This is a genomic window from Rhizobium sp. SYY.PMSO, assembly GCF_046840415.1.
In the GTDB taxonomy this organism is placed as follows: Bacteria; Pseudomonadota; Alphaproteobacteria; order Rhizobiales; family Rhizobiaceae; genus Rhizobium.
In genome coordinates, this window is sequence record NZ_CP177349.1 from 780413 (window position 1) to 803447 (window position 23035).

The 23035-nt window shown below is 60.9% G+C and carries 23 protein-coding genes; 13 read left to right on the forward strand and 10 right to left on the reverse strand.

All coding sequences use genetic code 11. From position 1 onward, the window contains the following. The first annotated feature begins 80 nt into the window (after positions 1-80). Positions 81-716 carry a LysE family translocator gene (locus tag ACJJVH_RS03800; protein WP_412064771.1) on the forward strand — a complete coding sequence of 212 codons (636 nt, stop codon included), beginning with the start codon at positions 81-83 and terminating at the stop codon, positions 714-716. Between the two features lie 32 nt (positions 717-748). On the opposite strand, the gene alr is transcribed toward ACJJVH_RS03800, so the two are convergent. Together alr and ACJJVH_RS03810 are read right to left on the reverse strand one after the other, a co-directional pair. Further along, the gene (gene alr / locus ACJJVH_RS03805; RefSeq protein WP_113502761.1) at positions 749-1912 is read right to left on the reverse strand and encodes an alanine racemase; all 1164 of its coding nucleotides are present in this window, start codon (positions 1910-1912) and stop codon (positions 749-751) included. 113 nt (positions 1913-2025) lie between these two features. Continuing rightward, complete coding sequence (locus tag ACJJVH_RS03810) at positions 2026-3522, reverse strand: replicative DNA helicase (RefSeq protein WP_412064772.1); 1497 nt, start codon at positions 3520-3522, stop codon at positions 2026-2028. A 349-nt stretch (positions 3523-3871) separates the two neighbouring features. On the opposite strand from ACJJVH_RS03810, the gene ACJJVH_RS03815 reads away from it, so the two are divergent. The 3 genes from ACJJVH_RS03815 to ACJJVH_RS03825 are packed head-to-tail and all read left to right on the forward strand — an operon-like array spanning position 3872 to position 7046. Beyond that, entirely contained in the window at positions 3872-4315 is a 444-nt protein-coding gene (locus tag ACJJVH_RS03815) for a MarR family transcriptional regulator (protein WP_112797111.1), read from the forward strand. 8 nt (positions 4316-4323) lie between these two features. Then, on the forward strand, positions 4324-5961 hold the full coding sequence (locus ACJJVH_RS03820) for an MFS transporter (RefSeq protein WP_412064773.1): 1638 nt from the start codon (positions 4324-4326) through the stop codon (positions 5959-5961). Positions 5962-5978: 17 nt separating this feature from the next. Continuing rightward, on the forward strand, positions 5979-7046 hold the full coding sequence (locus tag ACJJVH_RS03825) for an HlyD family secretion protein (RefSeq protein WP_112797385.1): 1068 nt from the start codon (positions 5979-5981) through the stop codon (positions 7044-7046). 97 nt (positions 7047-7143) lie between these two features. Here the strand turns inward: ACJJVH_RS03825 and rplI are convergent, their stop codons facing one another. The 4 genes from rplI to rpsF all read right to left on the reverse strand — a co-directional run bounded on the left by rplI (position 7144) and on the right by rpsF (position 9595). After that, positions 7144-7722, reverse strand: coding sequence for a 50S ribosomal protein L9 (gene rplI, locus ACJJVH_RS03830; RefSeq protein WP_112797114.1), 579 nt, complete (start codon positions 7720-7722; stop codon positions 7144-7146). A 20-nt stretch (positions 7723-7742) separates the two neighbouring features. Continuing rightward, a complete protein-coding gene (locus tag ACJJVH_RS03835; protein ID WP_113370254.1) occupies positions 7743-8723 on the reverse strand; it encodes a DUF2232 domain-containing protein in 981 nt (326 codons plus the stop codon). Positions 8724-8886: 163 nt separating this feature from the next. Then, positions 8887-9135, reverse strand: a complete 249-nt coding sequence (gene rpsR / locus ACJJVH_RS03840) for a 30S ribosomal protein S18 (RefSeq protein WP_004122103.1) — start codon at positions 9133-9135, stop codon at positions 8887-8889. Positions 9136-9148: 13 nt separating this feature from the next. Further along, positions 9149-9595, reverse strand: a complete 447-nt coding sequence (gene rpsF / locus ACJJVH_RS03845) for a 30S ribosomal protein S6 (protein ID WP_112797117.1) — start codon at positions 9593-9595, stop codon at positions 9149-9151. 421 nt (positions 9596-10016) lie between these two features. Between rpsF and ACJJVH_RS03850 the strand changes: the two genes are divergently transcribed. Together ACJJVH_RS03850 and ACJJVH_RS03855 are read left to right on the forward strand one after the other, a co-directional pair. Then, positions 10017-10760, forward strand: a complete 744-nt coding sequence (locus ACJJVH_RS03850; RefSeq protein WP_412064774.1) for a histidine phosphatase family protein — start codon at positions 10017-10019, stop codon at positions 10758-10760. 138 nt (positions 10761-10898) lie between these two features. Then, positions 10899-12113: a hypothetical protein gene (locus tag ACJJVH_RS03855; RefSeq protein ID WP_412064775.1), complete on the forward strand. Its 1215-nt coding sequence runs from the start codon at positions 10899-10901 to the stop codon at positions 12111-12113. 49 nt (positions 12114-12162) lie between these two features. Here ACJJVH_RS03855 and ACJJVH_RS03860 read toward each other — a convergent pair whose 3' ends face one another. Continuing rightward, complete coding sequence (locus tag ACJJVH_RS03860; protein WP_412064776.1) at positions 12163-13206, reverse strand: aldo/keto reductase; 1044 nt, start codon at positions 13204-13206, stop codon at positions 12163-12165. 195 nt (positions 13207-13401) lie between these two features. On the opposite strand from ACJJVH_RS03860, the gene fabD reads away from it, so the two are divergent. The 7 genes from fabD to gmk all read left to right on the forward strand — a co-directional run bounded on the left by fabD (position 13402) and on the right by gmk (position 20099). Beyond that, positions 13402-14346: an ACP S-malonyltransferase gene (fabD, locus tag ACJJVH_RS03865; protein WP_412064777.1), complete on the forward strand. Its 945-nt coding sequence runs from the start codon at positions 13402-13404 to the stop codon at positions 14344-14346. Positions 14347-14371: 25 nt separating this feature from the next. Further along, positions 14372-15109, forward strand: a complete 738-nt coding sequence (gene fabG, locus ACJJVH_RS03870) for a 3-oxoacyl-[acyl-carrier-protein] reductase (RefSeq protein WP_112797123.1) — start codon at positions 14372-14374, stop codon at positions 15107-15109. Between the two features lie 287 nt (positions 15110-15396). After that, positions 15397-15633: an acyl carrier protein gene (locus ACJJVH_RS03875; protein ID WP_004122114.1), complete on the forward strand. Its 237-nt coding sequence runs from the start codon at positions 15397-15399 to the stop codon at positions 15631-15633. A 114-nt stretch (positions 15634-15747) separates the two neighbouring features. Beyond that, positions 15748-17010 carry a beta-ketoacyl-ACP synthase II gene (fabF, locus tag ACJJVH_RS03880; protein WP_112797125.1) on the forward strand — a complete coding sequence of 421 codons (1263 nt, stop codon included), beginning with the start codon at positions 15748-15750 and terminating at the stop codon, positions 17008-17010. A gap of 211 nt (positions 17011-17221) precedes the next feature. Further along, positions 17222-18436 (forward strand): endolytic transglycosylase MltG, encoded by a 1215-nt coding sequence (mltG, locus tag ACJJVH_RS03885; RefSeq protein ID WP_112797389.1) that lies wholly within the window; start codon positions 17222-17224, stop codon positions 18434-18436. Positions 18437-18545: 109 nt separating this feature from the next. Continuing rightward, complete coding sequence (locus ACJJVH_RS03890) at positions 18546-19433, forward strand: YicC/YloC family endoribonuclease (protein ID WP_112797127.1); 888 nt, start codon at positions 18546-18548, stop codon at positions 19431-19433. A 3-nt stretch (positions 19434-19436) separates the two neighbouring features. Continuing rightward, a complete protein-coding gene (gene gmk / locus ACJJVH_RS03895; RefSeq protein ID WP_112797129.1) occupies positions 19437-20099 on the forward strand; it encodes a guanylate kinase in 663 nt (220 codons plus the stop codon). A gap of 26 nt (positions 20100-20125) precedes the next feature. Here gmk and rsmA read toward each other — a convergent pair whose 3' ends face one another. Genes rsmA through ACJJVH_RS03910 form a run of 3 tightly spaced genes read right to left on the reverse strand, consistent with a single transcriptional unit; the run spans position 20126 to position 22929 of the window. Further along, positions 20126-20953, reverse strand: coding sequence for a 16S rRNA (adenine(1518)-N(6)/adenine(1519)-N(6))-dimethyltransferase RsmA (gene rsmA / locus ACJJVH_RS03900; protein ID WP_412064778.1), 828 nt, complete (start codon positions 20951-20953; stop codon positions 20126-20128). After that, positions 20953-21978: a 4-hydroxythreonine-4-phosphate dehydrogenase PdxA gene (gene pdxA, locus ACJJVH_RS03905; RefSeq protein WP_113435204.1), complete on the reverse strand. Its 1026-nt coding sequence runs from the start codon at positions 21976-21978 to the stop codon at positions 20953-20955. Before pdxA ends, rsmA begins: the two co-directional genes overlap by 1 nt. 6 nt (positions 21979-21984) lie before the next feature. Beyond that, positions 21985-22929 carry a peptidylprolyl isomerase gene (locus ACJJVH_RS03910; protein WP_113385168.1) on the reverse strand — a complete coding sequence of 315 codons (945 nt, stop codon included), beginning with the start codon at positions 22927-22929 and terminating at the stop codon, positions 21985-21987. Positions 22930-23035: the final 106 nt, after the last annotated feature.

The window sequence follows — 23035 nt, forward strand, 5'->3', positions numbered from 1 at the left end:
GCCGGCCTATCAAAACTAATGATTTCCGTATCAACGGCGAACGTGCCAGCTTTTATGCCGGGTTTTGTGGGTGATGACGGATGTTTGACTACTCGCTTGCGCACTGGATCGGCTTTCTGTCGGCCGCGATCCTCCTCAATCTGTCGCCGGGGCCGGATATCGCCTTCATTCTCGGCCATACCATCAGAAGCGGCATGCGCTCCGGTTTCGCGGCGTTGCTCGGAATCTGGAGCGGCGCATGCCTGCATGTGCTGATGGCGGCTGCCGGCCTTTCGGCGATCCTGGCCGCTTCCGCGCTGGCCTTCTCGACCGTGAAATGGATCGGTGCCGCCTATCTGATCTGGCTCGGCATCCAGGCGCTGCGCTCGAAGGGCGAGGGGGCATGGATCAGGGAAAAGGGCAAGGCCTTGCCCGTCAGCCGCATCTATCGGCAAGGCATCATGGTCTCGCTGCTCAACCCGAAGGTCGCGATCTTCTTCCTGGCCTTCCTGCCGCAATTCGTGGTGGAAGGCGCGGGCCCGGTCTGGGCGCAGCTTTTATTGCATGGCAGCCTGATCATCGTCGTCGCCGCCTTCATCGAGCCGCCGCTCATCCTGCTCGGTGGAAGACTGAGCGAGGCTCTCCGGCGCAATCGCAGCCTCGGCCTGTGGCTCGACCGCGGCCTCGGCACGCTGCTCGTCGCCCTCGGCGTGCGGCTGGCGACCGGTGCACGTTAAGGCATTCCAGCCGCAGCTTTTCGTGCGGAAGGCTATTCCTCGGTCTCTTCCGCAATATAACGGCGCTCGTGCCGTAGACCCATGCTCGTAAGCATTTCGTAGCCGATCGTGCCTGCCGCGCCGGCAGCCTCATCGACGGAAATGTTGCTGCCGAAGAGCTCGATATAGTCGCCGGCACGGACAAGATGGTCCGGCACCTCGGTCACGTCGAAGATGGTAAGGTCCATAGTGATGCGGCCGGCCACAGGCACCTTGTACCCGGCGATGAAACCGTGGCCGCAGGCGATGCCGGTCTGGCGCAGCGGCACGCCGGCGCTCGACTGGCTGCGCATATAGCCGTCCGCATAGCCGGCCGAGACGATCGCCAGCCGGCTGTCGCGCGTCAGTTGCAGCGCGCGGCCGTAGCTCACCGTTTCGCCTGATTTGACGGAGCGCGTCTGAATGACCCGCGCCTCCGCCGTCGCGACCGGACGCATCGGATTGGCGACGCCGGGGACAGCCTCGCCGCCATAGGTGGCGATGCCGGGGCGGGTGAGATCGAAATGATAGTCGGACCCGAGAAAGATACCGGCCGAATTGGCAAGGCTCGCCTCTATGCCCTCGAATGCGGCGCTGACCTTGCGGAAAGCCTCCAGCTGCCGCCTGTTCATGAGATTGGCCGGGTCGTCCCCGCAGGCAAGATGGCTCATGACCAGCACCGGCGCAAAGCTTGCCGGGCGCGAGACGTCATCGGCCAGCGCGATCGCATCCTCCATCGGCAGGCCGAGCCTGTTGAAGCCCGTGTCGACCTGCAGCGCGCAGGGATACTCGCCGTAATCCGATAGAACGGCCATCCAGAAGGTCAGCTGCTCTTCCGAAGCGATCACGGGCACGAGATCGTTTTCGAAGAAGCGGCGTTCCATGCCCGGCCAGATGCCGCTGAGCACGAAGATGCGGGCTTCAGGCGCATAGAGCCGCAGCGTCGCGCCTTCGTCCGCTGTGGCGACGAAGAAATCGCGGGCGCCGGCAGCGTAAAGGGTCTCGCCGACATCCTCGATCCCCAGCCCGTAGGCATCCGCCTTGACGACGGCCGACGTGCGCGCCTTTCCCGAACGGCGGGCCATATCGCGCCAGTTTTCGACGAGTGCGCCGAGATCGACCGTCAGCCGCAGCCCGGCGGAAGCGAAAGCATCATCGTCATTGAAAGTGTCTGTCATGGAGCCGCCTGAACAAGGAAATGGCCGGAGGTGATTTGGCTCCGGCCAGGATAATGGTCATCGATGAAAAGAAAAAGTGCCGAGGCGCACATATGCGCCGCAAACCGCCTTCGTCAGTGCTCTTCGTATTGGATGAACGATGAATCGGCGAGATCGGCAAAGCGGGTGAATTCCGACTGGAAGGCGAGCTTCACCGTGCCCGTAGGCCCGTGGCGCTGCTTGGCGATGATGACATCGGCCGTGCCCTTCACGCGCTCGAACAGGGCTTCCCATTCCGCATATTTCGGGTCGTTCGGATCGCGCGGCTCCTGGTTCTTCACATAATATTCCTCGCGGAACACGAAGAGCACCACGTCGGCGTCCTGCTCGATGGAGCCGGATTCGCGAAGGTCCGAGAGCTGGGGCCGCTTGTCGTCGCGGCTTTCGACCGCGCGCGAGAGCTGGGAGAGCGCGACGATCGGAACGTTCAGCTCCTTGCCGAGAGCCTTCAGGCCGGTGGTGATTTCGGTGATTTCCTGGACGCGATTTTCCCCGGCCTTCTTCGAGCCGGTCATGAGCTGCACGTAGTCGACCACCAGCACGTCAAGGCCGCGCTGGCGCTTCAGACGGCGGGCGCGGGCGGCGAGCTGGGCGATGGAGATGCCGCCGGTCTGGTCGATATAGAGCGGCACTTTCTGCATCATCATCGAGCAGGCCACCAGCTTTTCGAAATCGGCGTCGTTGATATCGCCGCGGCGGATCTTCGAGGAGGAGACCTCCGTCTGCTCGGAGATGATACGGGTGGCGAGCTGTTCCGACGACATTTCCAGCGAGTAGAAGCCGACGACGCCGCCGTTCTTCGCCTTGGTGGAGCCATCCGCCTGCACCTCGCCTTCGAAGGAGGCGGCGATGTTGTAGGCGATGTTGGTGGCAAGCGAGGTCTTGCCCATGCCCGGACGACCGGCAAGGATAATCAAGTCGGATCGCTGCAGGCCGCCCATCTTGCTGTCGAGCGAATGAATGCCTGTCGAAATACCCGAGAGGCCGCCGTCGCGCTCCTTGGCGACCGCCGCCATGTCGATGGCGAGCGCCACGGCATCGTTGAACGACTGGAAGCCGCCGTCGTAGCGGCCGTTCTCGGCGAGCTCGAACAGCCGGCGTTCCGTGTCTTCGATCTGCGTCTGCGGCGGCATGTCGAGAGGCGCGTCATAGGCGATGTTGACCATATCCTCGCCGATGGTGATCAGCGCGCGGCGCAGCGCCAGGTCGTAGATGGCGCGGCCGTAGTCCTCGGCATTGATGATCGACACGGCTTCGACGGCAAGTCGCGCGAGATACTGCGCCACCGTCATGTCGCCGACCTTCTCGTCCGCCGGCACGAAGCTTTTGATGGTGACCGGATTGGCGGACTTGCCCATGCGGATGATATCGCCGGCGACCTCGAAGATTTTCCGGTGCAGCGGCTCATAGAGATGGATGGGCTTCAGGAAGTCGGAGACGCGGTAATAGGCATCGTTGTTGACGAGAATGGCGCCGAGCAGAGCCTGCTCCGCCTCGATATTGTTGGGCGCTTCGCGATAGTGCTGGTCGGCGGGAGCAATGGCGGCGAGCTTGCGCGCAGCTTCGTTCATTTTCCATCTCTTCGTGCTTTTGGATATCGATTGGTTTGCGACGATCCGATGTCATGGTCAACCAGGCAAATGCATAAGCACGTCGACTGGGATAAATCGGGCCGGTCTATCAACGTTGTTCCACTCGTCCACAGGGGCGAGCTTCCGCCACGTAAAAATCCCTTGTCGCCACTTTGCAACGCAAGGATCGACACACGAATCACTTAAGCAAATCATTCCTGGGGGAATATTTTAGCCGGGTCTTTTGCCGTGTACATCGATTGTTGCGGCTATCCCGCTTGAAAAGCTACGAAAATCCGGTTATTCCCTATAAATTAGGGTAGGATGCTAATAGTATAAAGTTGCAATAATGTCCGGTGCGCCATCAAGACAAGAGATTTTCGACGACCTTTCCGCGTTCAATCGCAAACTGCGGGCGGCGTTTGACGCTCTTGTTCGCGAGCACGGAATGACGCTCTCCCGCGCAAGGGTTTTCCGCAAGCTCTCCAGACGGGACGGGATCAACCAGCGCGAGCTTGCCGACGAGCTGGAACTCGAAACGCCGACGCTCGTGCGTATTCTCGACGCCATGGAAGCGCAGAACTTCATCGAGCGCCGGGCCGCGCAGTCCGATCGCCGCGCCAAGCAGATCTTCATGACGGAATCCGGAAAAGTCGTTGCCGCCGATGTCGAGGCTCTTGCCACCGGTGTCCGTGCGGATATCCTTGAGGGAATTTCGGACGAGGATGTCGGCATGGCGCTGAAAGTGATCCGTGCCATGACTGCCAACCTCCAGAATGTCGGCAAATCATGAGGTAGCGCATGAGCGGTGATCCGGGCCTGGTCGCCAACGCGGAAGCCAACGCCGTCCCACCGCCTATGCCCGGCTGGAAAGTGCCGCTCTATGTTGCGGCCTCCGTCATGTTCTTTCTGACCCAGGGGCTGGGTCTCAATCTCGCTTTTGCCAATCTGACCCAGATCCAGGGGACCATCGCGGCGACGACCACGGAGTCCGCCTGGCTCTCTGCAGCCTACATGGCCCCCAATGTCAGCCTCGCCATCGCATTGGTGAAGATCCGCCTGCAATATGGCGTGCGCAACTTCGCCGAGGTCAGCATTCTCGGTTTCCTGCTTGCCTCGCTGCTCAATCTCTTCGTCTCCGACCTGCATTCGGCCATCGTCGTGCGCTTCCTGAGCGGCATCGCCGGCGCGCCGCTCTCGACGCTCGGCTTCCTCTACATGCTGGAGGCCTTCGAGCCCGCCAAGAAGATGACGGTCGGCGTGAGCCTGGCGATGACGAATACGCTGCTTGCCGCCCCCATCACCCGCCTGGTGTCGCCCTCGTTGCTGGATTACGGCGAATGGCGCGGCCTTTACACGCTGGAGATGGCGCTGGCGCTGCTGGTCATGCCGATCATCTACCTGTTGCCGCTGACGCCGCCGCCGCGCGTCAAGGTCATCGTTCTCGGCGACATCTTCAGCTACCTGCTCGTGGCGATCGGGTTCGGCTGTCTGGCCATCGTTCTGTCGGTCGGGCGCCTCTATTGGTGGCTCGAGGTGCCCTGGCTCGGCGTCGTGCTGGCGATCGCCATCGCCGCGCTCACAGCCGCTATCGTCGTCGACCTGAGGAGGTCGACGCCGCTCATCGACGTTCGCTGGCTGCTGCGTCCCGAAATCCTGCATCTGACGGGCATTCTCCTGATCTTCCGCCTGATTGCGGCCGAACAGACGTCCGTCGTCATGACCTTCTACCAGAACGCTGTCGGTCTCCTCTATGACCAGCTGGCGATGCTCTACTGGATCATCCTGGCTTTCTCGATCGTCGGCGGCCTCATCTGTACCGTGTTCATGAGCTACGGCTTCGGCTGGCAGATACAATTCGTCGCGCTCATGCTCATGGGAACAGGCTCGCTGATGGATTCGCAGGTGACGAACCTGACCCGGCCTGAGCAGATGTACATCAGCCAGGCGCTCGTGGCGGCCGGTGCGGCGCTGTTTCTGCCGCCCTCGATGTCGGAGGGCTTCAAGGCTGCGCTGAGCAAGGGGCCGCCCTATCTCGTGACGTTCTTCGTCGTATTCACTTTCACGCAGAGCATCGGCGGCCTGATAGGGTCCGCCTTCTACGGCACGCTGATCACCATTCGCGAGAAGTTTCATTCCGCCGTGCTGACCGAGCGCGTGCTGCTGACCGATCCGCATGTGGCCGATCGCGTCAGCCAGCTTTCATCCACCTACGGCAAGGTTCTTGGGGACAGTGCCCTCCTGAAGGGCGAGGGGCTGGCGCTGCTCGGCGCGCAGGTGAGCCGCGAGGCCAATATGCTCGCCTATGGCGATGCGTTTTTCGTCGCGGCCATGATCGCTTTCCTGTCGCTTGCCGGCCTGTCGCTGCATGTATTTTTCCGCTTCATCCGGACTCGGCTCGCCGAAGGTCGGCCCCGGGCCGAGACTTCCAACCCATGAGGATATGAAATAGCTCCATGTCGAGGCTCGTTCGCTCACCCATCGAAGTCATCGCGATCCTGGCCGGTATCGGCGGCGTCATGCTGGTGCTGTATGCCTGGCATCTGCCGCCGTTCAAAACCTCCGTCGAAACGACCGACGATGCCTATGTGAAAGGCTATGTGACGACCATCAGCCCGCAGGTCAGCGGCTATATTACCGACGTGCCGCTCAAGGATTACAAGCTCGTCAAGGAGGGCGATGTGCTCGCCCAGATCGACGATCGCATCTACAAGCAGAAGGTGGCGCAGGCCCGCGCGACATTGGCCGGGCAGAAGGCGGCGCTAGCCAATTCGCAACAGCAGGAACAGGCCGCCAGAGCCGGCATCGTCTCCAGCCAGGCCCAGATCGATAGCGCCAATGCCGCGCTCAGGCGCGCCCAGCTTGCCGCCGATCGCGTGACGACGCTGGTTTCCAAGGGCGTGTCGACCACGAGCGATTCAGAACAGGCGCAGGCAACGCTCGAGCAGGCGCAGGCGGCGGCCAATCAGGCAAAGGCCGCGCTGGACGTCTCGCAGCAGAATTTGACGACGATCATCGTCAATCGCGCCTCTCTCGAGGCCGGTGTCAGTGGCGCGGAAGCGGCCGTCCAGCTCGCCGAAATCGATCTGGACAACACGACGATCAAGGCGCCGCGCGATGGCCGCGTCGGCGAGGTCGGCGTCCGCATCGGTCAATATGTGACGCCCGGCACGCAGCTCATGAACCTGGTGCCGAAGGACGTTTGGGTCATCGCAAACTTCAAGGAGACGCAGCTCGACGGCATGAAGCTCGACCAGCCCGCCGAGATTTCCGTGGATGCGCTTGGCCACCGCGAGATCAAAGGCCGCATCCAGCGCTTTTCTCCGGCTGCGGGCTCCGAATTCGCCGTCATCAAGGCCGATAACGCCACGGGCAATTTCACCAAGGTCGCCCAGCGCATCGGTGTCAGGATCAAGATCGAGGATGGACAGCCTCTGGCGGACGACCTGGCGCCCGGCATGTCCGTGGTTGTTTCGATCGACAAGAATTCGGCTCCCCTGCCGGAAGCTGCGGCCGGCGATTGACCGGCAGGCTGCTTTGTCCCGTGGACGCGGCCAATAAAAAAGCCTGGGTCTCAGGACCCAGGCTTCTTTCATGCGCAATCTCGCGAAGGCGCGAAGATCAGGCTTCGTCTTCGGCGTTGCCGTCAGCTTCCGGATCGAAGAAGTCTTCCGGGCGCAGGGCGTCTTCGTCAACGCCGTAGATAGCGTCGGCGGAGGTAAGGGTTTCGCCCTTGGCCTGACGCTCGGCTTCTTCGGCAGAACGGGCAACGTTGAGCTCGACCGTGATTTCAACTTCGGCATGAAGCCCGATCGCGACATTGTGCAGGCCGATGGCCTTGATCGGCGTGTTCATGTGAACCTGGCTGCGGCCGACGTTGAAGCCTTCTGCAGCGAGGATTTCGACGACGTCGCGAGCAGCGACCGAACCGTAGAGCTGGCCGGTTTCGCCGGCGGAGCGAACGACGATGAAGGACTTGCCGCCGAGAACGTCGGCAACCTTCTGGGCTTCGCTCTTGCGCTCGAGGTTACGGGCTTCGAGCGTTGCGCGCTCGGCTTCGAAACGGGCCTTGTTGGCGGCGTTGGCGCGCAGGGCCTTGCCGAGCGGCAGAAGGTAGTTACGGGCAAAGCCGTCGCGAACCTTTACGGTTTCGCCCATCTGGCCCAGCTTGGAGATGCGTTCGAGAAGAATGACTTCCATTTTCGTTGTTCCTTTCGATATCAGATTTTCGTGTCTTTTGGTTTGGGTGTATCGGCATTCTTGTTCGGGGTCAGCGATATCGCCTTGCGGGTATCGTAAAGGCCGAGAACAAGGATGATGACGAGCGGCAGCGTCAGCACGAAGGACATCAGGTAGCAGATGACCAGCGCCGGGAGACGCCAGTCCTTGCCGCGAGTTCGGTAGTGCAGCGATGCAAAGCCGGAAACGATGAAGCCCGCGCCGAAGGCGCCGAGCACGGCGGCTGCGATGAGGGCTACGATGCCGCCGAAGAACATGGCGACGATCGCCACGAGAAAGACGAAGATCGCATTGCGGTTCATGCGCAGCGAGGAGGGAATATCCTCGCGGGGGCGCAGATTGCGGCTTGAAGCCGCGACGATGCGGGTTGCCACGTAATAGGCGGCCAGCAGCATCATGACCCAGATCATGCCCCAGGCGATCGGGATCATGTAGAGCATCAGCGACTTCATCTTGGCGATCGCAACGGGATCGAGCTGAAGGTCGGGCGATTGCTGGTTCACCGCGTTGACATAGGCATCGACCACCTGCCCGACGAGATCGGCATTGTAGCCCATGACGGCACCCGCCACGACGATGACGACGGCGGCAAGGCCGCACAAATGCAGCATGATGTCGGGGAGCGGATACCAGGCCATCAGATGGTCAGGACCTCCGAGCTCGGATGCCGGACGTGCCAGATTGGCGAGATGGCTGAGCCATGCCGGGATGAGCGTCAGCAGAACGACGAACAGCCCGAAATAGACCGATTGTGCGACCGCGCCGACGATGCCCGCGACCACGACGGCAGCGATGACGGCCATGTTGCCCCAGCCAAGGCCGACGATGAGGATCGGAAGAGCGGAAAGCGCGCCGAACAGGATGAACAGCAAAGGCTGTACCGTCGCGCCATACACGAGTAGGGCGGCGGTCAGACCGGCGAGTGCGCCGATGCCAAGCTCTTTTGCGTTCAACTTTTTCACGTCGCTGTCCTGCTTCGTATCGAGCAGTTAGAGGATGCCTTCGCCACGCGGGCCTGAAAGCCGTCCCCAACATGGGGTTTCAAGGTTCCGATCCGCGCCCATCGCGAAAGGGAGAAGGGAAGGCATCGCTGCCTTCCCCTTGTTCAGTCGGCGTCGGGCGCTATCAGGCGACGACGTAGGGCAGCAGGCCGAGGAAACGGGCGCGCTTGATCGCCTGGGCGAGTTCGCGCTGCTTCTTCTGGGAAACGGCCGTGATGCGGGACGGAACGATCTTGCCGCGCTCGGAAATGTAGCGCTGCAGGAGACGAACGTCCTTGTAGTCGATGCGCGGCGCATTGGCGCCCGAGAACGGGCAGGTCTTGCGGCGGCGATGGAACGGACGGCGGACCGGTGCGGAAGAAACTTCAGACATCTCTCAGAACTCCTTATGCACGATCTTCGCGCGGACGGCGCGGACGGTCTTCGCGGTCGCCACGATCCGGGCGCGGACCACGATCGCCGAAGCTGCGCTCCGGACGGTCGCCATCGCGGCGCGGACGGTCGTCACGGTCGCGCTTCTGCATCATGGCAGACGGGCCGTCTTCGTGCTTCTCGACAGCAATGGTCATGTAGCGCAGGACGTCTTCGCTGATGCGCATCTGGCGTTCCATTTCCTGGATCGCAGCGGCCGGAGCATCGATGTCCATCAGGGCGTAGTGAGCCTTGCGGTTCTTCTTGATGCGGTAGGTGAGGGACTTGAGGCCCCAGTTTTCGATACGCCCGACTTTACCGCCGTTAGCTTCGATAACACCCTTGTACTGTTCTACGAGGGCGTCGACCTGCTGAGCGGAAATATCCTGCCGGGCAAGGAATACATGTTCGTAAAGAGCCATGGATAGCTTTGCCTTTCTTGCGTTGGTCTGAACCCGATATTCGGCGGCTAAGCCTCAACGACTGCTCCTGAGAGGGTAAACCCAAGCAAGAAAAGCGTTTCCGAGACGGTCGAGAGCGGAGACACGGGAGGCTGGAACGCTTCCGTTCCGACGATTCTCCTTGCGAAAAACCGGCCCTCCGTTCAGCCACCAGCCAGAAGACCGGGTTGCGAACAGGGCGGCTTATACGGATTTTTCTCAGGAAGGCAAGGGGACGGGCGAAATTGGCTCGTTCTGCATCCAAATGAGTTCGTTCGCCCGACCGGGGCGCTTGTTCCAGAAGGGCGCCCAAGCGAAATCGCGAGCACTCTTCCGCAGCAACATTGCAAGCGTCACGCTCTCCCATATGATGCCATGCGATTTGCAGCAATACGGATCATTCATGCGCATCTTTCTCGTCAGGCACGGCGAATCCCTCGGCAATATCGATGATCGGGCTTATCGGCAGTTCGGCGATCATAACGTTCCGCTGACAGAATGGGGCTATCGGCAGGTACTGGAGGCGGGGCAGGCGATTTGCACCTATCTGAAAGGGCTGCCATCGGCAGAATTGCGCAAGCTGAGCGTCTGGTACTCGCCCTTCCTGAGAACGCGGCAGAGCAGGGATGCGCTGCTTGAAGTTCTTCCGGCCGACCTGATCGGAGACGTCAGGGAGGATTATCTGCTGCGCGAGCAGGATTTCGGGCTCTTCACCGAAATCTACGACCATGCCGAGCAGAAACGGAAATTCCCCGACGAGTTCGAGAAGTGGGCGCGGTTGCGCAACGATAACGGCAAGTTCTATGCTCGCCCTCCGGACGGCGAAAGCCGCGCCGATGTCGCCCAGCGCGTCCGACTGTTCCTCCAGACCGTCATGCACGATGCCGAAAACGGAAAGAACAATGTCATCATCGTCGGCCACGGCGTCACCAACCGGGCCTTCGAGATGAACTTCCTGCATCACCCGGTCGATTGGTTCGAGCAGTCGAATAATCCGGGAAATGCCGATGTCACCCTGATCGAGGGGCGGAGTTCGCAAGGCTATCGGTCGATGCTGCTTCACAAGGCCGTGGACCGTGTGAAAGGGCAGGACGAGTTGCGCGAGGCCTATGGTTCCGAGCTGACGACGGCGCCGAAGGCTGGGTAATAGCCGCTTGCGGCGACCGGCTGGACATTCCTGGCGGTGTTACAGGCCCGTCCCACGCTAGCCATGGGGCCGAGCGGCTCTTGAAATATGCGCTGCAATCATGACTTGTGAAACGATAGGTCCTGTGGAAATCATGACTTGGCGGATATTGGGGGCTCGGTTGTGAAAGTAATGGGAAAAAGCTTTGCCACGGCAGGTCTTGTTTTGGGCCTCACCCTTGTCGCTCAGGACGCAACAGCGAGATTGAGTTACGAAGTTCAAAGCTTGAAAGATGGTTCTAAGTTTATCATGGTAAGTGGTCAGTTCGAAGCTGACGATGACTTGGGCATATTTCGCAGCAAAGTTCTTTCCAGCCATGCGTATTCCGTTAGTTTTTTTAGTGGCGGCGGAAACGTATACAAGGCGATGGAGTTTGGCCGACTGATCCGATCTCTGGGTCTGCAAACCGTAGCTGCGCGAGGTTCGGAATGTGCCTCGGCCTGTTCCTTGTCATTTATGGGCGGGGTAACTCGCTATGCCGAGCCGGGTGCAATCGGCGTTCATAAATCCTCGTTCGGCGATACCAGTGGAATGAATGTCGAGGATGCCGTTGCGGCCATTCAACAGCAAACCGCCGACGTGATTGCCTATATGAGCGAAATGGGCGTCGATCCCGCTTTGCTGCAACTTGCCCTTAAATATGACAGCAATGATATCCGCTATTTGTCATCGAGCGAAATGACGAAGTTTCGGGTGACAACCGTATCGTTTCAGGAGGTTCATGAATCTGACGCCAAATCGTCCGCTGGTGAGGCTCAGGCGCCGATTACCGATGGACGCAAAACGGTAAAAGGGCGGAGCGAGGAGCCGCCACTTCTGCAAGTTCCCGTCCCGAGAAGCGGCATTCTTCAAGATGACAGTGGGTCGGCCTTCTTAAAGACCAGTCGGGATATGCGCTCCAAGACGATTGCGGTTTTCGCGAATGGGAGCGAGTTGCTGATCAAGAAGAGTGCCGGTGACTGGTATCGGGTGTCGATTGGCAATAAGACCGGCTATATGCTTCAGACATCGATATGGGTGCGTGAATTTGAAGAAAATCAGTTCGGAAAGCGTTATATCGAAATAACCACCGAAAAGTCTCTAGACTCCGCAATGTCTCTGGCTAAGCGGTCATTTATTCCAATGGCAGTTCATTTAACAGCGCAGGGACGTTATGCCGTCACAATTGTCGGGACATACGGCAGAGACGTTGATTCCCTCGTTTTTCAGCCTTTAATTAAAACAAAAAGTATCCCTCCAACCGCTTTTATTACCTATGGCAACAATTACGTTCGCGAAATCTGCTGCAGCGCTCCCACCTCGACGGCTGAATAAGCGAACAGGTTTGCCCGCTTATTCATTTTGAATCCTACCGGCACACGCCTCACATCGGCAGCGGATACTTTCGGTGCACCTGCTCGATTTCCGCCAGTGCCTCCGCCGGCAGCGTCACGTAGGCGCCGGCGATATCCGTCTCGAGCTGAGCCATCGTTGTCGCGCCGATGATGACGGAGGCCATGAACGGCTTTGTGAGACAATAGGCCAGCGCCAGCTTGGAAGGGTCGATGCCATATTTGGCCGCGATTTCCAGATAGGCCTTTACGGGCGGTTCCTGCAGCGGCTGCAGGCGGCCGCCGATGTCGAGGTTGATCGAGCCGCGCGAGCCGGCCGGGCGTGCGCCGCCGACATATTTGCCGCTGAGGATGCCGCCGGCGAGCGGCGAATAGGCGAGCAGGCCGACATCTTCGTGATGTGACAGTTCGGCCAGATCGAGGTCGAAATGGCGGTAGAGAAGATTGTATTCGTTCTGCGTGGTCGCGACGCGCGGCAGACTCTTCTGCTCGGCGATCGTCAGATATTTCTGAATACCCCAGGTGGTCTCGTTCGACAGGCCGATGGCGCGGATCTTGCCGGCCTTGACCAGTTCGCCCATCGTCTCGAGGATGTCGGTGATGTTGGCGACAACCTTTTCGCGGTCCTGTTTGAAAGGATTGTAGGTCCAGTTCTGGCGAAAATGGAAGTGGCCGCGGTTCGGCCAGTGGACCTGGTAGAGGTCGATGTAATCGGTCTTCAGCCGCTTCAGGCTGGCGTCGATCGCCGCCCGGATATTGACGGCATTGGCGCCCTGTCCGCCGCGCAGATACTCCCGGCCGGGACCCGCGACCTTGGTGGCGAGCACGATCTCCTTGCGCTTGCCGGTCTTTTCGAACCAGCTGCCGATATATTCCTCGGTGCGCCCTTGAGTCTCCGGGCCGACCGGGGTCGTCGGGTACATTTCGGCGGTATCGAAGAAATTGATGCCCTTTTGGACCGCATAGTCCATCTGCTCGTGAGCTTCGGCTTCGCTATTCTGCGTGCCCCAGGTCATCGTGCCCAGACAAATCTGCGAAACGGAAATATCAGTACGGCCTAAATTGTTATATTTCATGGGAAAACCTTGGAGAGGTGGGAGCAAGTCGAATTGGTGGGGTCGCGAGAATTTAGGCCGGAATTGAGCAAGCGCAAGAAGAAAATCATTGCATCTCGCAGCTGCAAAAGCCGTCGGCTGCGGGGCTTGCGCTATTGACTCCCGCGCAAACAATGTCATTGGGAAGCAAAACGACCCCTAAAAGGACGCTTTATAATGACTGTTGCTTTTACATTTCCCGGCCAGGGCAGCCAGGCCGTCGGCATGGGCAAGGACCTTGCCGACAATTTCGCCGAGGCGCGCGCCGTCTTCGAGGAAGTCGACGAGGCGCTCGGTGAAAAGCTCTCCGACGTGATCTTCAACGGTCCGGAAGACAAGCTGACGCTAACGGCTAATGCGCAACCGGCATTGATGGCCGTATCGCTCGCGGTCATCCGCGTGCTGCAGGCGCGGGGCCTCGATCTGAAGAGCAAGGTCGCTTATGTCGCCGGCCATTCGCTCGGCGAATATTCCGCACTCTGCGCCGCCGGCACCTTCTCGCTTGCGGATACGGCCCGCCTGCTGCGCATTCGCGGCAACGCCATGCAGGCGGCAGTCCCGGTCGGCGTCGGCGCCATGGCCGCGATCATCGGGCTCGAACATGCCGATGTCGTTGCGGTTTGCGAGGAAGCGTCCGCCCTTGGCGCCTGTCAGATCGCCAACGACAACGGCGGCGGCCAGATCGTCATTTCCGGCGAGAAAGTTCCGGTCGAGAAGGCCGCCGAGCTTGCGACGGCCAGGGGCGCCAAGCGCGCCATGCTGCTGCCGGTCTCCGCTCCCTTCCATTCGGCGCTGATGGCTCCGGCCGCGGAAGCCATGCGCGAGGCGCTCGCCGGCGTTGTCAAGAACAATCCCGTCGTGCCGGTCATCGCCAACGTCAAGGCGGCTCCGGTGACGGATGCCGACGAGATCGCCAGGCTGCTGGTCGAGCAGGTCACAGGCCAGGTGCGCTGGCGCGAGACGGTGGAGTGGTTTGCCGCCAACAATGTGACAACATTGTATGAAATTGGCGCCGGCAAGGTGCTGACGGGCCTTGTCCGCCGCATCGACAAATCGGTGAACGGCATTGCCGTCAACAATGCTGCCGATATCGACACGGCGCTCGCCGCATTGCTCGGCTGATATATTCAAGGAACGAGGGACACACATGCTTGATTTGACCGGCCGCAAGGCCCTGGTAACCGGCGCATCCGGCGGCATCGGCGAAGAGATTGCCCGGCTCCTGCACAAGCAGGGCGCCATCGTCGGCCTGCACGGCACGCGCGTCGAAAAGCTGGAGACGCTGGCATCCGAGCTCGGCGATCGCGTCAAGATCTTTCCGGCCAACCTGTCGGATCGCGACGAGGTGAAGGCGCTCGGCGTCAAGGCGGAAGAGGAACTCGGCGGCGTCGATATTCTCGTCAACAATGCCGGCATCACCAAGGACGGCCTTTTCGTGCGCATGAGCGACGAGGACTGGGACGCCGTTCTGGAAGTCAATCTGACGGCCGTCTTCCGACTGACGCGGGAACTCACCCATCCGATGATGCGCCGCCGCTATGGCCGCATCATCAACATCACCTCCGTCGTCGGTGTGACCGGCAATCCGGGCCAGGCAAACTACTGCGCCTCCAAGGCCGGCATGATCGGCTTCACCAAGTCGCTGGCGCAGGAAATCGCCACCCGCAACGTCACCGTCAACTGCGTTGCTCCGGGCTTCATCGAAAGCGCCATGACGGGCAAGCTGAACGACAAGCAGAAGGAAGCCATCATGGGCGCCATTCCCATGAAGCGCATGGGCACGGGCGCGGAAGTCGCTTCCGCAGTGGCTTATCTTGCTTCTTCGGAGGCGAGTTACGTCACCGGCCAGACGATCCATGTCAATGGCGGCATGGCGATGATCTGAAGGAATTGCTCATTGGAAGGAACTTTCCCTCCAATAGCATGTTGAGCAACCCGGAGCCGGCTATTTTCTGGCTTTGCGACGGACTTAAACCGTGTTAAGCGGGCCATGACTGAGAACAGTCGTCCGGAAAATGCAGACGGACTGGGCCGCATTCAAGGCGCTGGACCGGATCTCAATGCCGGGTTGAACGGGTTTGCCAGCGGCGTCAGGTCTGATGCTGCAGGTTTGAATTAGGGTAGGGATGTCACAAGGCATTCTGATCAGGACATAAGGTCGAGGAAACCGACATGAGCGATATCGCAGAACGCGTAAAGAAAATTGTTGTTGATCATCTTGGCGTTGACGCCGACAAGGTTGTTGAAAGCGCAAGCTTCATTGACGATCTGGGTGCGGACTCGCTCGACACCGTCGAACTGGTCATGGCCTTCGAAGAAGAATTCGGCGTTGAAATTCCGGACGACGCTGCCGACTCGATCCTGACGGTCGGCGATGCGGTAAAGTTCATTGAGAAGGCTCAGGCCTAATCTTTCGTACTTTTTGAAAGGGCGGGCTGAAGAGTCCGCCCTATTTCGTCCGGTGAAGCCGGCCGAAGCATGTTTATACGCATATCATCATAAAAAGACGGGGGTCTGCGGGCGATGAGACGTGTCGTTATCACGGGTACCGGCATGGTATCACCTTTGGGCTGTGGCACCGAGGTGTCCTGGACGCGTTTGCTTGCCGGACACAATGGAGCACGCCTCGTCACCGAATTCGAGGTCGAAGACCTAGCCGCCAAGATTGCCTGCCGCATTCCGGTCGGCGACGGTTCCGACGGCACATTCAATGCCGACGACTGGATGGAACCGAAAGAGCAGCGCAAGGTCGATCCCTTCATCATTTACGGCATGGCGGCGGCCGATATGGCGCTGACCGATGCAAACTGGCATCCGAAGACGGATGAAGACCAGATCGCCACGGGCGTCATGATCGGCTCCGGTATCGGTGGCCTCGAAGGCATCGTCGAAGCCGGCTATACGCTGCGCGACAAGGGTCCGCGCCGTATCTCGCCCTTCTTCATCCCCGGCCGCCTCATCAATCTCGTTTCCGGCCAGGTTTCGATCCGCCACAAGTTGCGCGGTCCGAACCATGCCGTCGTCACCGCATGTTCCACGGGCGCGCATGCGATCGGCGATGCCGCGCGGCTGATCATGCTCGGCGATGCCGATGTCATGGTGGCGGGCGGCGCGGAGGCCCCAGTCTGCCGCATCGCGCTTGCCGGCTTTGCCGCCTGCAAGGCGTTGTCGACCCAGCACAATGACGATCCTCACAAGGCTTCGCGCCCCTACGACCGCGACCGTGACGGCTTCGTCATGGGCGAGGGTGCCGGCGTCGTCGTGCTCGAGGAGCTGGAACACGCCAAGGCACGCGGCGCCAAGATCTATGCGGAAGTCGTAGGATACGGCCTTTCCGGCGACGCCTATCACATTACCGCGCCGTCCGAGGATGGCGAGGGCGCTTTCCGCTGCATGACCTCGGCGCTGAAGCGCGCCGGCCTGTCACCGGCGGACGTCGACTATATCAATGCTCATGGCACGTCGACGATGGCCGATACGATCGAGCTCGGCGCCGTCGAGCGGCTGGTCGGCGATGCCGCGCCCAAGATTTCCATGTCCTCCACCAAGTCGGCGACCGGCCATCTCCTGGGCGCGGCCGGCGCAATCGAGGCAATCTTCGCCACGCTCGCCATTCGCGACAACATCGTCCCGCCGACGCTCAATCTGGACAATCCGGAGCGCGAGACCGCGATCGATCTCGTTCCGCACAAGGCCCGCAAGCGGGAAGTCAATGTCGCGCTGTCGAACTCCTTCGGCTTCGGCGGCACGAATGCGTCGCTTGTCCTGCGCCGCTATGAGGCTTAATAACAGCGCGTACCTGTGAAGGGCGGGATGTTTCGGCAGTCCCGCCAGCGTCGTTGATTGTTGCCGTGCTTCCATCCCCCCTCGGGAATGCGGTGCGGCAATGCCTGATCGGTCGAAGTCGGAGCCTGGGTTCCGCCTTATCTTCTGAACCTGCTTTTTGCCGCATTGCTTGGCCAAACAGCAGGCAATCACAAAAAGGAAGGGATTGCCGGTGAGCGATACGAACCAGAGCAACGGAACTCCGAACGGGCAGAAAGGGCCGATTATCCCGAAATCGGCCAGCGAAGCCTTGCGTCCGGAGCGTGTTCCGGATCCGCCGAAGCGTTCGCGCAAAGCCCGCAGCCAGATGGTCATCTTCCTGAACTTCCTGATGACGCTGGCGGTTTTCGTCGCCGTTGCCGCGGTCGGCGGCGCCTATTATGCGTTTTCGGTCTATCAAGGCCCCGGTCCGCTGACGACCAATACGAATTTCATCGTGCGCAACGGCGCCGGTCTCGGCGAGATCGCCAATCGCCTCGAATCCAACAACATCATCACCAATGAACGCATCTTCCGCTGGCTGACCGCCACCTACCTGCATGACGGCGAGACCCTTCGCGCCGGCGAATACGAGATCAAGGCCGGCGCTTCCATGAAGGATATCATGGAGCTCTTGAAGTCCGGCAAGTCGATTCTCTATTCGGTCACTCTGCCGGAAGGGCTGACCGTGCGGCAGATGTTCAACAAGCTGCAGGCCGATCCCGTGCTGGAAGGCGATCTGCCGTCGGCTTTGCCTGCGGAAGGAAGCCTGAGGCCGGATACCTATAAGTTCACGCGCGGCACCAAGCGCACGGAAATCGTTCAGCAGATGGCGGCGGCGCAGACGAAGCTGGTCGATCAGATCTGGGAAAAGCGCGACCCGAGCGTGCAGCTGGCAAACGAGCAGGATTTCATCACGCTTGCCTCCATCGTGGAGAAGGAAACCGGCCTGGCGGATGAGCGGGCCCATGTCGCTTCCGTCTTCCTCAACCGTCTTGGCAAGGGCATGCGCCTGCAGTCGGACCCGACCGTCATCTACGGCCTGTTCGGCGGGGAGGGAAAGCCGTCCGATCGTCCGATCTATCAGTCTGACCTGAAGAAGGACACGCCTTACAACACCTACCTCATCAAGGGCTTGCCGCCGACGCCGATCGCAAATCCGGGCAAGGATGCCCTGGAGGCCGTGGCCAATCCCTGGAAGACGCAGGATCTCTATTTCGTGGCTGACGGCACCGGCGGCCATGTCTTTGCCGCAACGCTGGACGAGCACAATGCCAATGTCAGGCGCTGGCGCAAGCTGGTTGCCGAAAAGGGCGAAGACCCCAGCACGATTGCGGTGGACGGCCAGCCCGACGATGCTTCCGTGGCTCCCGGCTCCGGTGCTCCGCAAAAGAAGAAAACGAATTGACCATTGCCGTGCCGTGGCTCGGACAGGAGGGCGGCGCGGATTCACTTTACATTGATCCACAATCCGGGGATTTTCGGCGGATCGGGGACAGGAAATATCGGAGGCTTGCATGGCATTGCAGTCCATGACCGGCTTTGCCCGGCGTGAGGGAACGAGCGGTCGCGGCCGTTGGGCATGGGAACTGCGCTCGGTGAACGGCAAAGGGCTGGATATCCGCCTGCGTCTGCCGCCGGGCCTGGAGCGTCTGGAAGCCGATGCCCGCAAAGCGATTGCGGAGCGGCTTTCACGCGGCAACCTGCAGGTCAGCCTGTCGCTTTCCGTCGAGGAAAGCCGCGTCGAAGTCGTCGTGAACCAGGATGCGCTGACGGCAGTCCTGGCATTGCGCGACCAGCTGGCGGGCATCGTCGATCCCGCGCCATTGAAGCTGGAGAGCCTGATGGCCGTACGCGGCCTGGTGGAGTTCAAGGAGGTCGAGGAGGACGAAGAGGCTCTTGCAGCGCGTGACGCCGATATCGTGGCGGGTCTCGATGCAGCTCTTGGCGACCTCCGCGACATGCGCCGGCAGGAAGGCGATGCGCTCGGCAGGATTCTGCTCGGTCAGGTCGCGACGATCGAGGCGCTGACGACCGCGGTCGAGCGCGACCCGTCCCGCTCCCCGCAGGAAATCGCCGCAAGGCTGACGACGCAGGTTGCCATGCTTCTGGACGGCTCGTCTGGCCTCGATCGCGACAGGCTGCATGCCGAAGCTGCCCTTCTTGCCACCAAGGCCGATCTGCGCGAGGAGATCGATCGCCTGAAGGCGCATGTTGCCGCAGCGCGCGATCTCATTTCCAAGGGCGGTCCTGTGGGCCGCAAGCTCGATTTTCTTGCACAGGAATTTAACCGGGAATCGAATACTATCTGTTCGAAGTCCAATGCGGCGGCGGTGACGGCTGCCGGCATCGAGCTGAAGGTAGTCATCGACCAGTTCCGCGAACAGGTCCAGAATTTGGAGTAGGCCATGAAACCGGCGACATCCACATCCATTCCGATTGCCCGCCGGGGGCTGATGCTTGCTATTTCCTCGCCGTCCGGCGCAGGCAAGTCGACCATCGCGCGCACCTTGCTGGACACCGACAAGCAGGTCAGCCTGTCGGTCAGCGTTACGACCCGACAGCGCCGGCCGAGTGAAATCGAAGGCGTGCACTATCATTTCGTTTCGCAGCGCGAATTCGAGCGTCTTCGCGATTCCGACTCGTTGCTCGAATGGGCCGAAGTCCACGGCAATTTCTACGGCACGCCGCGCGAGCCGGTGGAGACGGCAATGGCGGAAGGGCGCGATATGCTTTTCGATATCGACTGGCAGGGCGCGCAACAGTTGCAGGAGAAGATGCCGGCCGACGTCGTGTCCATCTTCGTGCTGCCGCCGACGATGACGGAGCTGCAATCGCGCCTGCATCGCCGCGCCGAGGATTCCGAAGAGGTCATCGCCATGCGGTTGGCCAATTCGCGGGCCGAGATCGACCATTGGCGCGAATATGACTATGTCATCGTCAACGACGATCTGAATGCTGCTTTCGACGCTGTCCAGTCGATCGTCAAGGCCGAACGGCTCCGCCGCGACCGCCGGCATGGCATGTTCGATTTCGTCCGCGGATTGCTGGAAGAGACACCGAAGCTCTGACCGCGATCGGATGCTCCGATCCCCGATCAGAGGCAGTTCGCCAGCCGGCAGAACTCTTCCACGGACAGCGTTTCGGCGCGGCGCTGCGGGTCGATATCCGCCTTCAGCAAAAGCGCTTCGCCACCCAGCGGCTTCAGGCTCTGCCGCAGCATTTTGCGGCGCTGGCCGAACGCAGCCTGCGTTACTTTTTCCAGCTTGTCGACGTCACAGGGGATGGGGTTTTCCCTCGGCGTAAGATGCACCACCGTCGAGGTTACCTTCGGCGGCGGCGTGAATGCCTGCGGAGAGATGTCGAAGGCCATGTGCGCCTGCGTGCGCCAGCCGCAGAGGACGCCGAGCCGGCCATAATGATCGTCATCCTCCTGCGCGACGATCCGCTGGCCGACTTCCTTCTGGAACATCAGGGTCAGCGATTGCCAGAAGGGCGGCCACTGCAGCGGCAGGAGCCAGTTGACCAGAAGCTGCGTCCCGACATTATAGGGCAGGTTGGCGATGATCCTGATCGGGCCGTCGGCAGCAAGGGCCGCAAAATCCGTCTTCAACGCATCGCCTTCGATCACATCGAGCCGGCCGGGATAGTGATCGGCGATCTCGGCCAACGCCGGCAGACAGCGCGAATCGCGCTCGACGGCGATGACCTTTCTGGCGCCGAGCGCCAGGATGGCGCGCGTCAGGCCGCCCGGTCCGGGACCGACTTCGAACACGGTTGCGCCTTCAAGCGATCCGGCGGTTCTGGCAACCTTCTGAGTCAGATTGAGGTCGAGAAGAAAGTTCTGGCCAAGCGCCTTGCGCGCATCGAGGCCGTGGCGCTGGATCACATCGCGGAGGGGCGGCAAGCCGTCTAGCGCAGCCATCAGCGATTATTTCCAGTCGTGCCGCTGATTTCGTTCGCCAGCCTGAGCGCGGCGACGAGGCTGTCTTCCTTGGCGATGCCTTTGCCGGCGATTCCGAATGCCGTGCCGTGATCCGGAGAGGTGCGGACAAAGGGCAAGCCGAGCGTGACATTGACGGAATCGTCGAAGCCGAGCGCCTTGGCCGGGATCAGCGCCTGATCGTGATACATGCAGATGGCAACGTCGTAGCGCCGACGGGCGTCATCATGGAACATCGTATCGGCGGGCAGGGGGCCGAATGCATCGATGCCCTCCGCGCGCAACCTATCGATCGCCGGCCGGACGATTTCGTCATCCTCTTTGCCGAGCGCTCCGTTTTCTCCGGCGTGCGGATTGAGGCCGGCAACGGCAAGGCGCGGCCTGGCGATACCGAAGCGATTGCGCAGGTCGTGATCGGTGATCCGGCACGTTTCGGCGATCAATTCCGAGGTCAGTGCCTGCGGCACCTCTTTCAGCGGGATGTGGATCGTGACCGGGATGGCGCGCAGCTTCGGGCCTGCCAGCAGCATCACTGGCATGACCGGCTTTCCGGTCGCGCGCGTTGCGAGGTCGGCGAGGAATTCGGTATGGCCGGGAAAGCCGAATCCGGCATCATAAAGCACCGATTTGGCGATCGGATTGGTGACAACGGCGGATGTCCGGCCGCTCATGCTGAGCGAGACGGCCATCTCTATGGCGGCAATTGTCCCCTTGGCGGTAGCGACGTGCGGCTCGCCGGCAACGACGCTCACTCCAGCCTCGATCGGCAGAACGGGCAGCGCATCGCGAAAGATGTCGCCGGCCGTGGCAGGGTCGGCCGCCATCAAGGGCACGCTCAGACCCAGCTGCGAAGCGCGCGCCGCAAGAATGTCAGCGTCGCCAAGAAACAGGAAGGGCGGCAAATCGAGCTCGCCGCGACGAAGCCAGGCGGCGAGCGTGATGTCGGGGCCTATGCCGGCCGGATCCCCCTGCGTGAGCGCCAGGGGGAGAACGGAGCGCGGTGGCATCGGCGATCAGCGATAGACGATCTGCGCCTTGGAGCGCAACTCGTCCATGTATTTCTTGTCGTTGGCGCTGACACCCTGAGGGTTGTTCTTGCCGAGATCCTCGGCACGGAACACGGCTGCCGCGGCAACGTCATCGTTCACCTGGCGCTGCGAGCAGATGGCAACATATTCGACGCCGCGGTCGGTGACGATCGGGGTGGTCGTGTTGCCGGAGGCCTTCTCCAGCAGCGGTTTCCACATCTCCGGAACTTCCGGGGCAAGTACCCGGCCCAGATCCTGGACAGAGACGTCACGCATCGTCGCCGCAAAAACCTTCGCCTGATCGCAGCCGGGGAATTTGGCGCGCGACGCTTGGGCTTCGGCCTTGCGTGCGTTCAGAATGGCGTTCCGCTTTGCGGCTGGAACGACGAAGATGATCTGCTTCAGGAAGTATTCCGTCGTGACCGGCTTGGTCTTGTTTTCCGTCATGCGCGTCACGAGATCGTCGTTCGACATGCGGCTTCTCGCGCCGAAGCGCGCGTTGACGACACGCGGCCAGCTCATGGAAACGGCGATATAGGACTTGAAGTGCTCGACGCCGACACCGGCCTTTTCAAGGATCTGGCTGAGCTGCGCCGTTGTCATCTTGTTGCTGGATGCAAAACGGCCGAAGGCGGCATCGACATCCGTCGTCGAAACGGACATGCGCACGCGGGAAATCTCGGCCCGCTTCAGCGTCTCGTCGACAAGCTGTTCCTTGGCGAGCTTGTTGAGATCGCCCTTCTGGCGCTGCAACTTGAGGAAGGCAACCCGCTTGGCAATGTCGCCGGAGGTAATCACCTGACTGTTGACGATGACCTTTACCTCGCTGGCGGCGAAAGCAACATCGCTGCTCGGCACGGCAAAGCTTGCCATAACCAGGGCTGCTGCTCCGAACAGCAGAGCGCGCATCGGTGTCTTTCCAGAAAACATCAACTACCCCTTCCCGAAGGTCTTTTCTGCCGGCGTCGTGCCATATCGGCACGCCATCGGCGCATTACGGCAAATTTGTGCCACATGTCTACATCAAGCGCGATGA

Bases quoted from the DNA above. Each gene is read 5' to 3' on its own strand.
- ACJJVH_RS03800 (WP_412064771.1), top strand. From the start codon at position 81: ATGTTTGACTACTCGCTTGCGCACTGGATCGGCTTTCTGTCGGCCGCG.
- alr (WP_113502761.1), bottom strand. From the start codon at position 1,912: ATGACAGACACTTTCAATGACGATGATGCTTTCGCTTCCGCCGGGCTG.
- ACJJVH_RS03810 (WP_412064772.1), bottom strand. From the start codon at position 3,522: ATGAACGAAGCTGCGCGCAAGCTCGCCGCCATTGCTCCCGCCGACCAG.
- ACJJVH_RS03815 (WP_112797111.1), top strand. From the start codon at position 3,872: ATGTCCGGTGCGCCATCAAGACAAGAGATTTTCGACGACCTTTCCGCG.
- ACJJVH_RS03820 (WP_412064773.1), top strand. From the start codon at position 4,324: ATGAGCGGTGATCCGGGCCTGGTCGCCAACGCGGAAGCCAACGCCGTC.
- ACJJVH_RS03825 (WP_112797385.1), top strand. From the start codon at position 5,979: ATGTCGAGGCTCGTTCGCTCACCCATCGAAGTCATCGCGATCCTGGCC.
- rplI (WP_112797114.1), bottom strand. From the start codon at position 7,722: ATGGAAGTCATTCTTCTCGAACGCATCTCCAAGCTGGGCCAGATGGGC.
- rpsR (WP_004122103.1), bottom strand. From the start codon at position 9,135: ATGTCTGAAGTTTCTTCCGCACCGGTCCGCCGTCCGTTCCATCGCCGC.
- rpsF (WP_112797117.1), bottom strand. From the start codon at position 9,595: ATGGCTCTTTACGAACATGTATTCCTTGCCCGGCAGGATATTTCCGCT.
- ACJJVH_RS03850 (WP_412064774.1), top strand. From the start codon at position 10,017: ATGCGCATCTTTCTCGTCAGGCACGGCGAATCCCTCGGCAATATCGAT.
- ACJJVH_RS03860 (WP_412064776.1), bottom strand. From the start codon at position 13,206: ATGAAATATAACAATTTAGGCCGTACTGATATTTCCGTTTCGCAGATT.
- fabD (WP_412064777.1), top strand. From the start codon at position 13,402: ATGACTGTTGCTTTTACATTTCCCGGCCAGGGCAGCCAGGCCGTCGGC.
- fabG (WP_112797123.1), top strand. From the start codon at position 14,372: ATGCTTGATTTGACCGGCCGCAAGGCCCTGGTAACCGGCGCATCCGGC.
- ACJJVH_RS03875 (WP_004122114.1), top strand. From the start codon at position 15,397: ATGAGCGATATCGCAGAACGCGTAAAGAAAATTGTTGTTGATCATCTT.
- fabF (WP_112797125.1), top strand. From the start codon at position 15,748: ATGAGACGTGTCGTTATCACGGGTACCGGCATGGTATCACCTTTGGGC.
- ACJJVH_RS03890 (WP_112797127.1), top strand. From the start codon at position 18,546: ATGGCATTGCAGTCCATGACCGGCTTTGCCCGGCGTGAGGGAACGAGC.
- gmk (WP_112797129.1), top strand. From the start codon at position 19,437: ATGAAACCGGCGACATCCACATCCATTCCGATTGCCCGCCGGGGGCTG.
- rsmA (WP_412064778.1), bottom strand. From the start codon at position 20,953: ATGGCTGCGCTAGACGGCTTGCCGCCCCTCCGCGATGTGATCCAGCGC.
- pdxA (WP_113435204.1), bottom strand. From the start codon at position 21,978: ATGCCACCGCGCTCCGTTCTCCCCCTGGCGCTCACGCAGGGGGATCCG.
- ACJJVH_RS03910 (WP_113385168.1), bottom strand. From the start codon at position 22,929: ATGTTTTCTGGAAAGACACCGATGCGCGCTCTGCTGTTCGGAGCAGCA.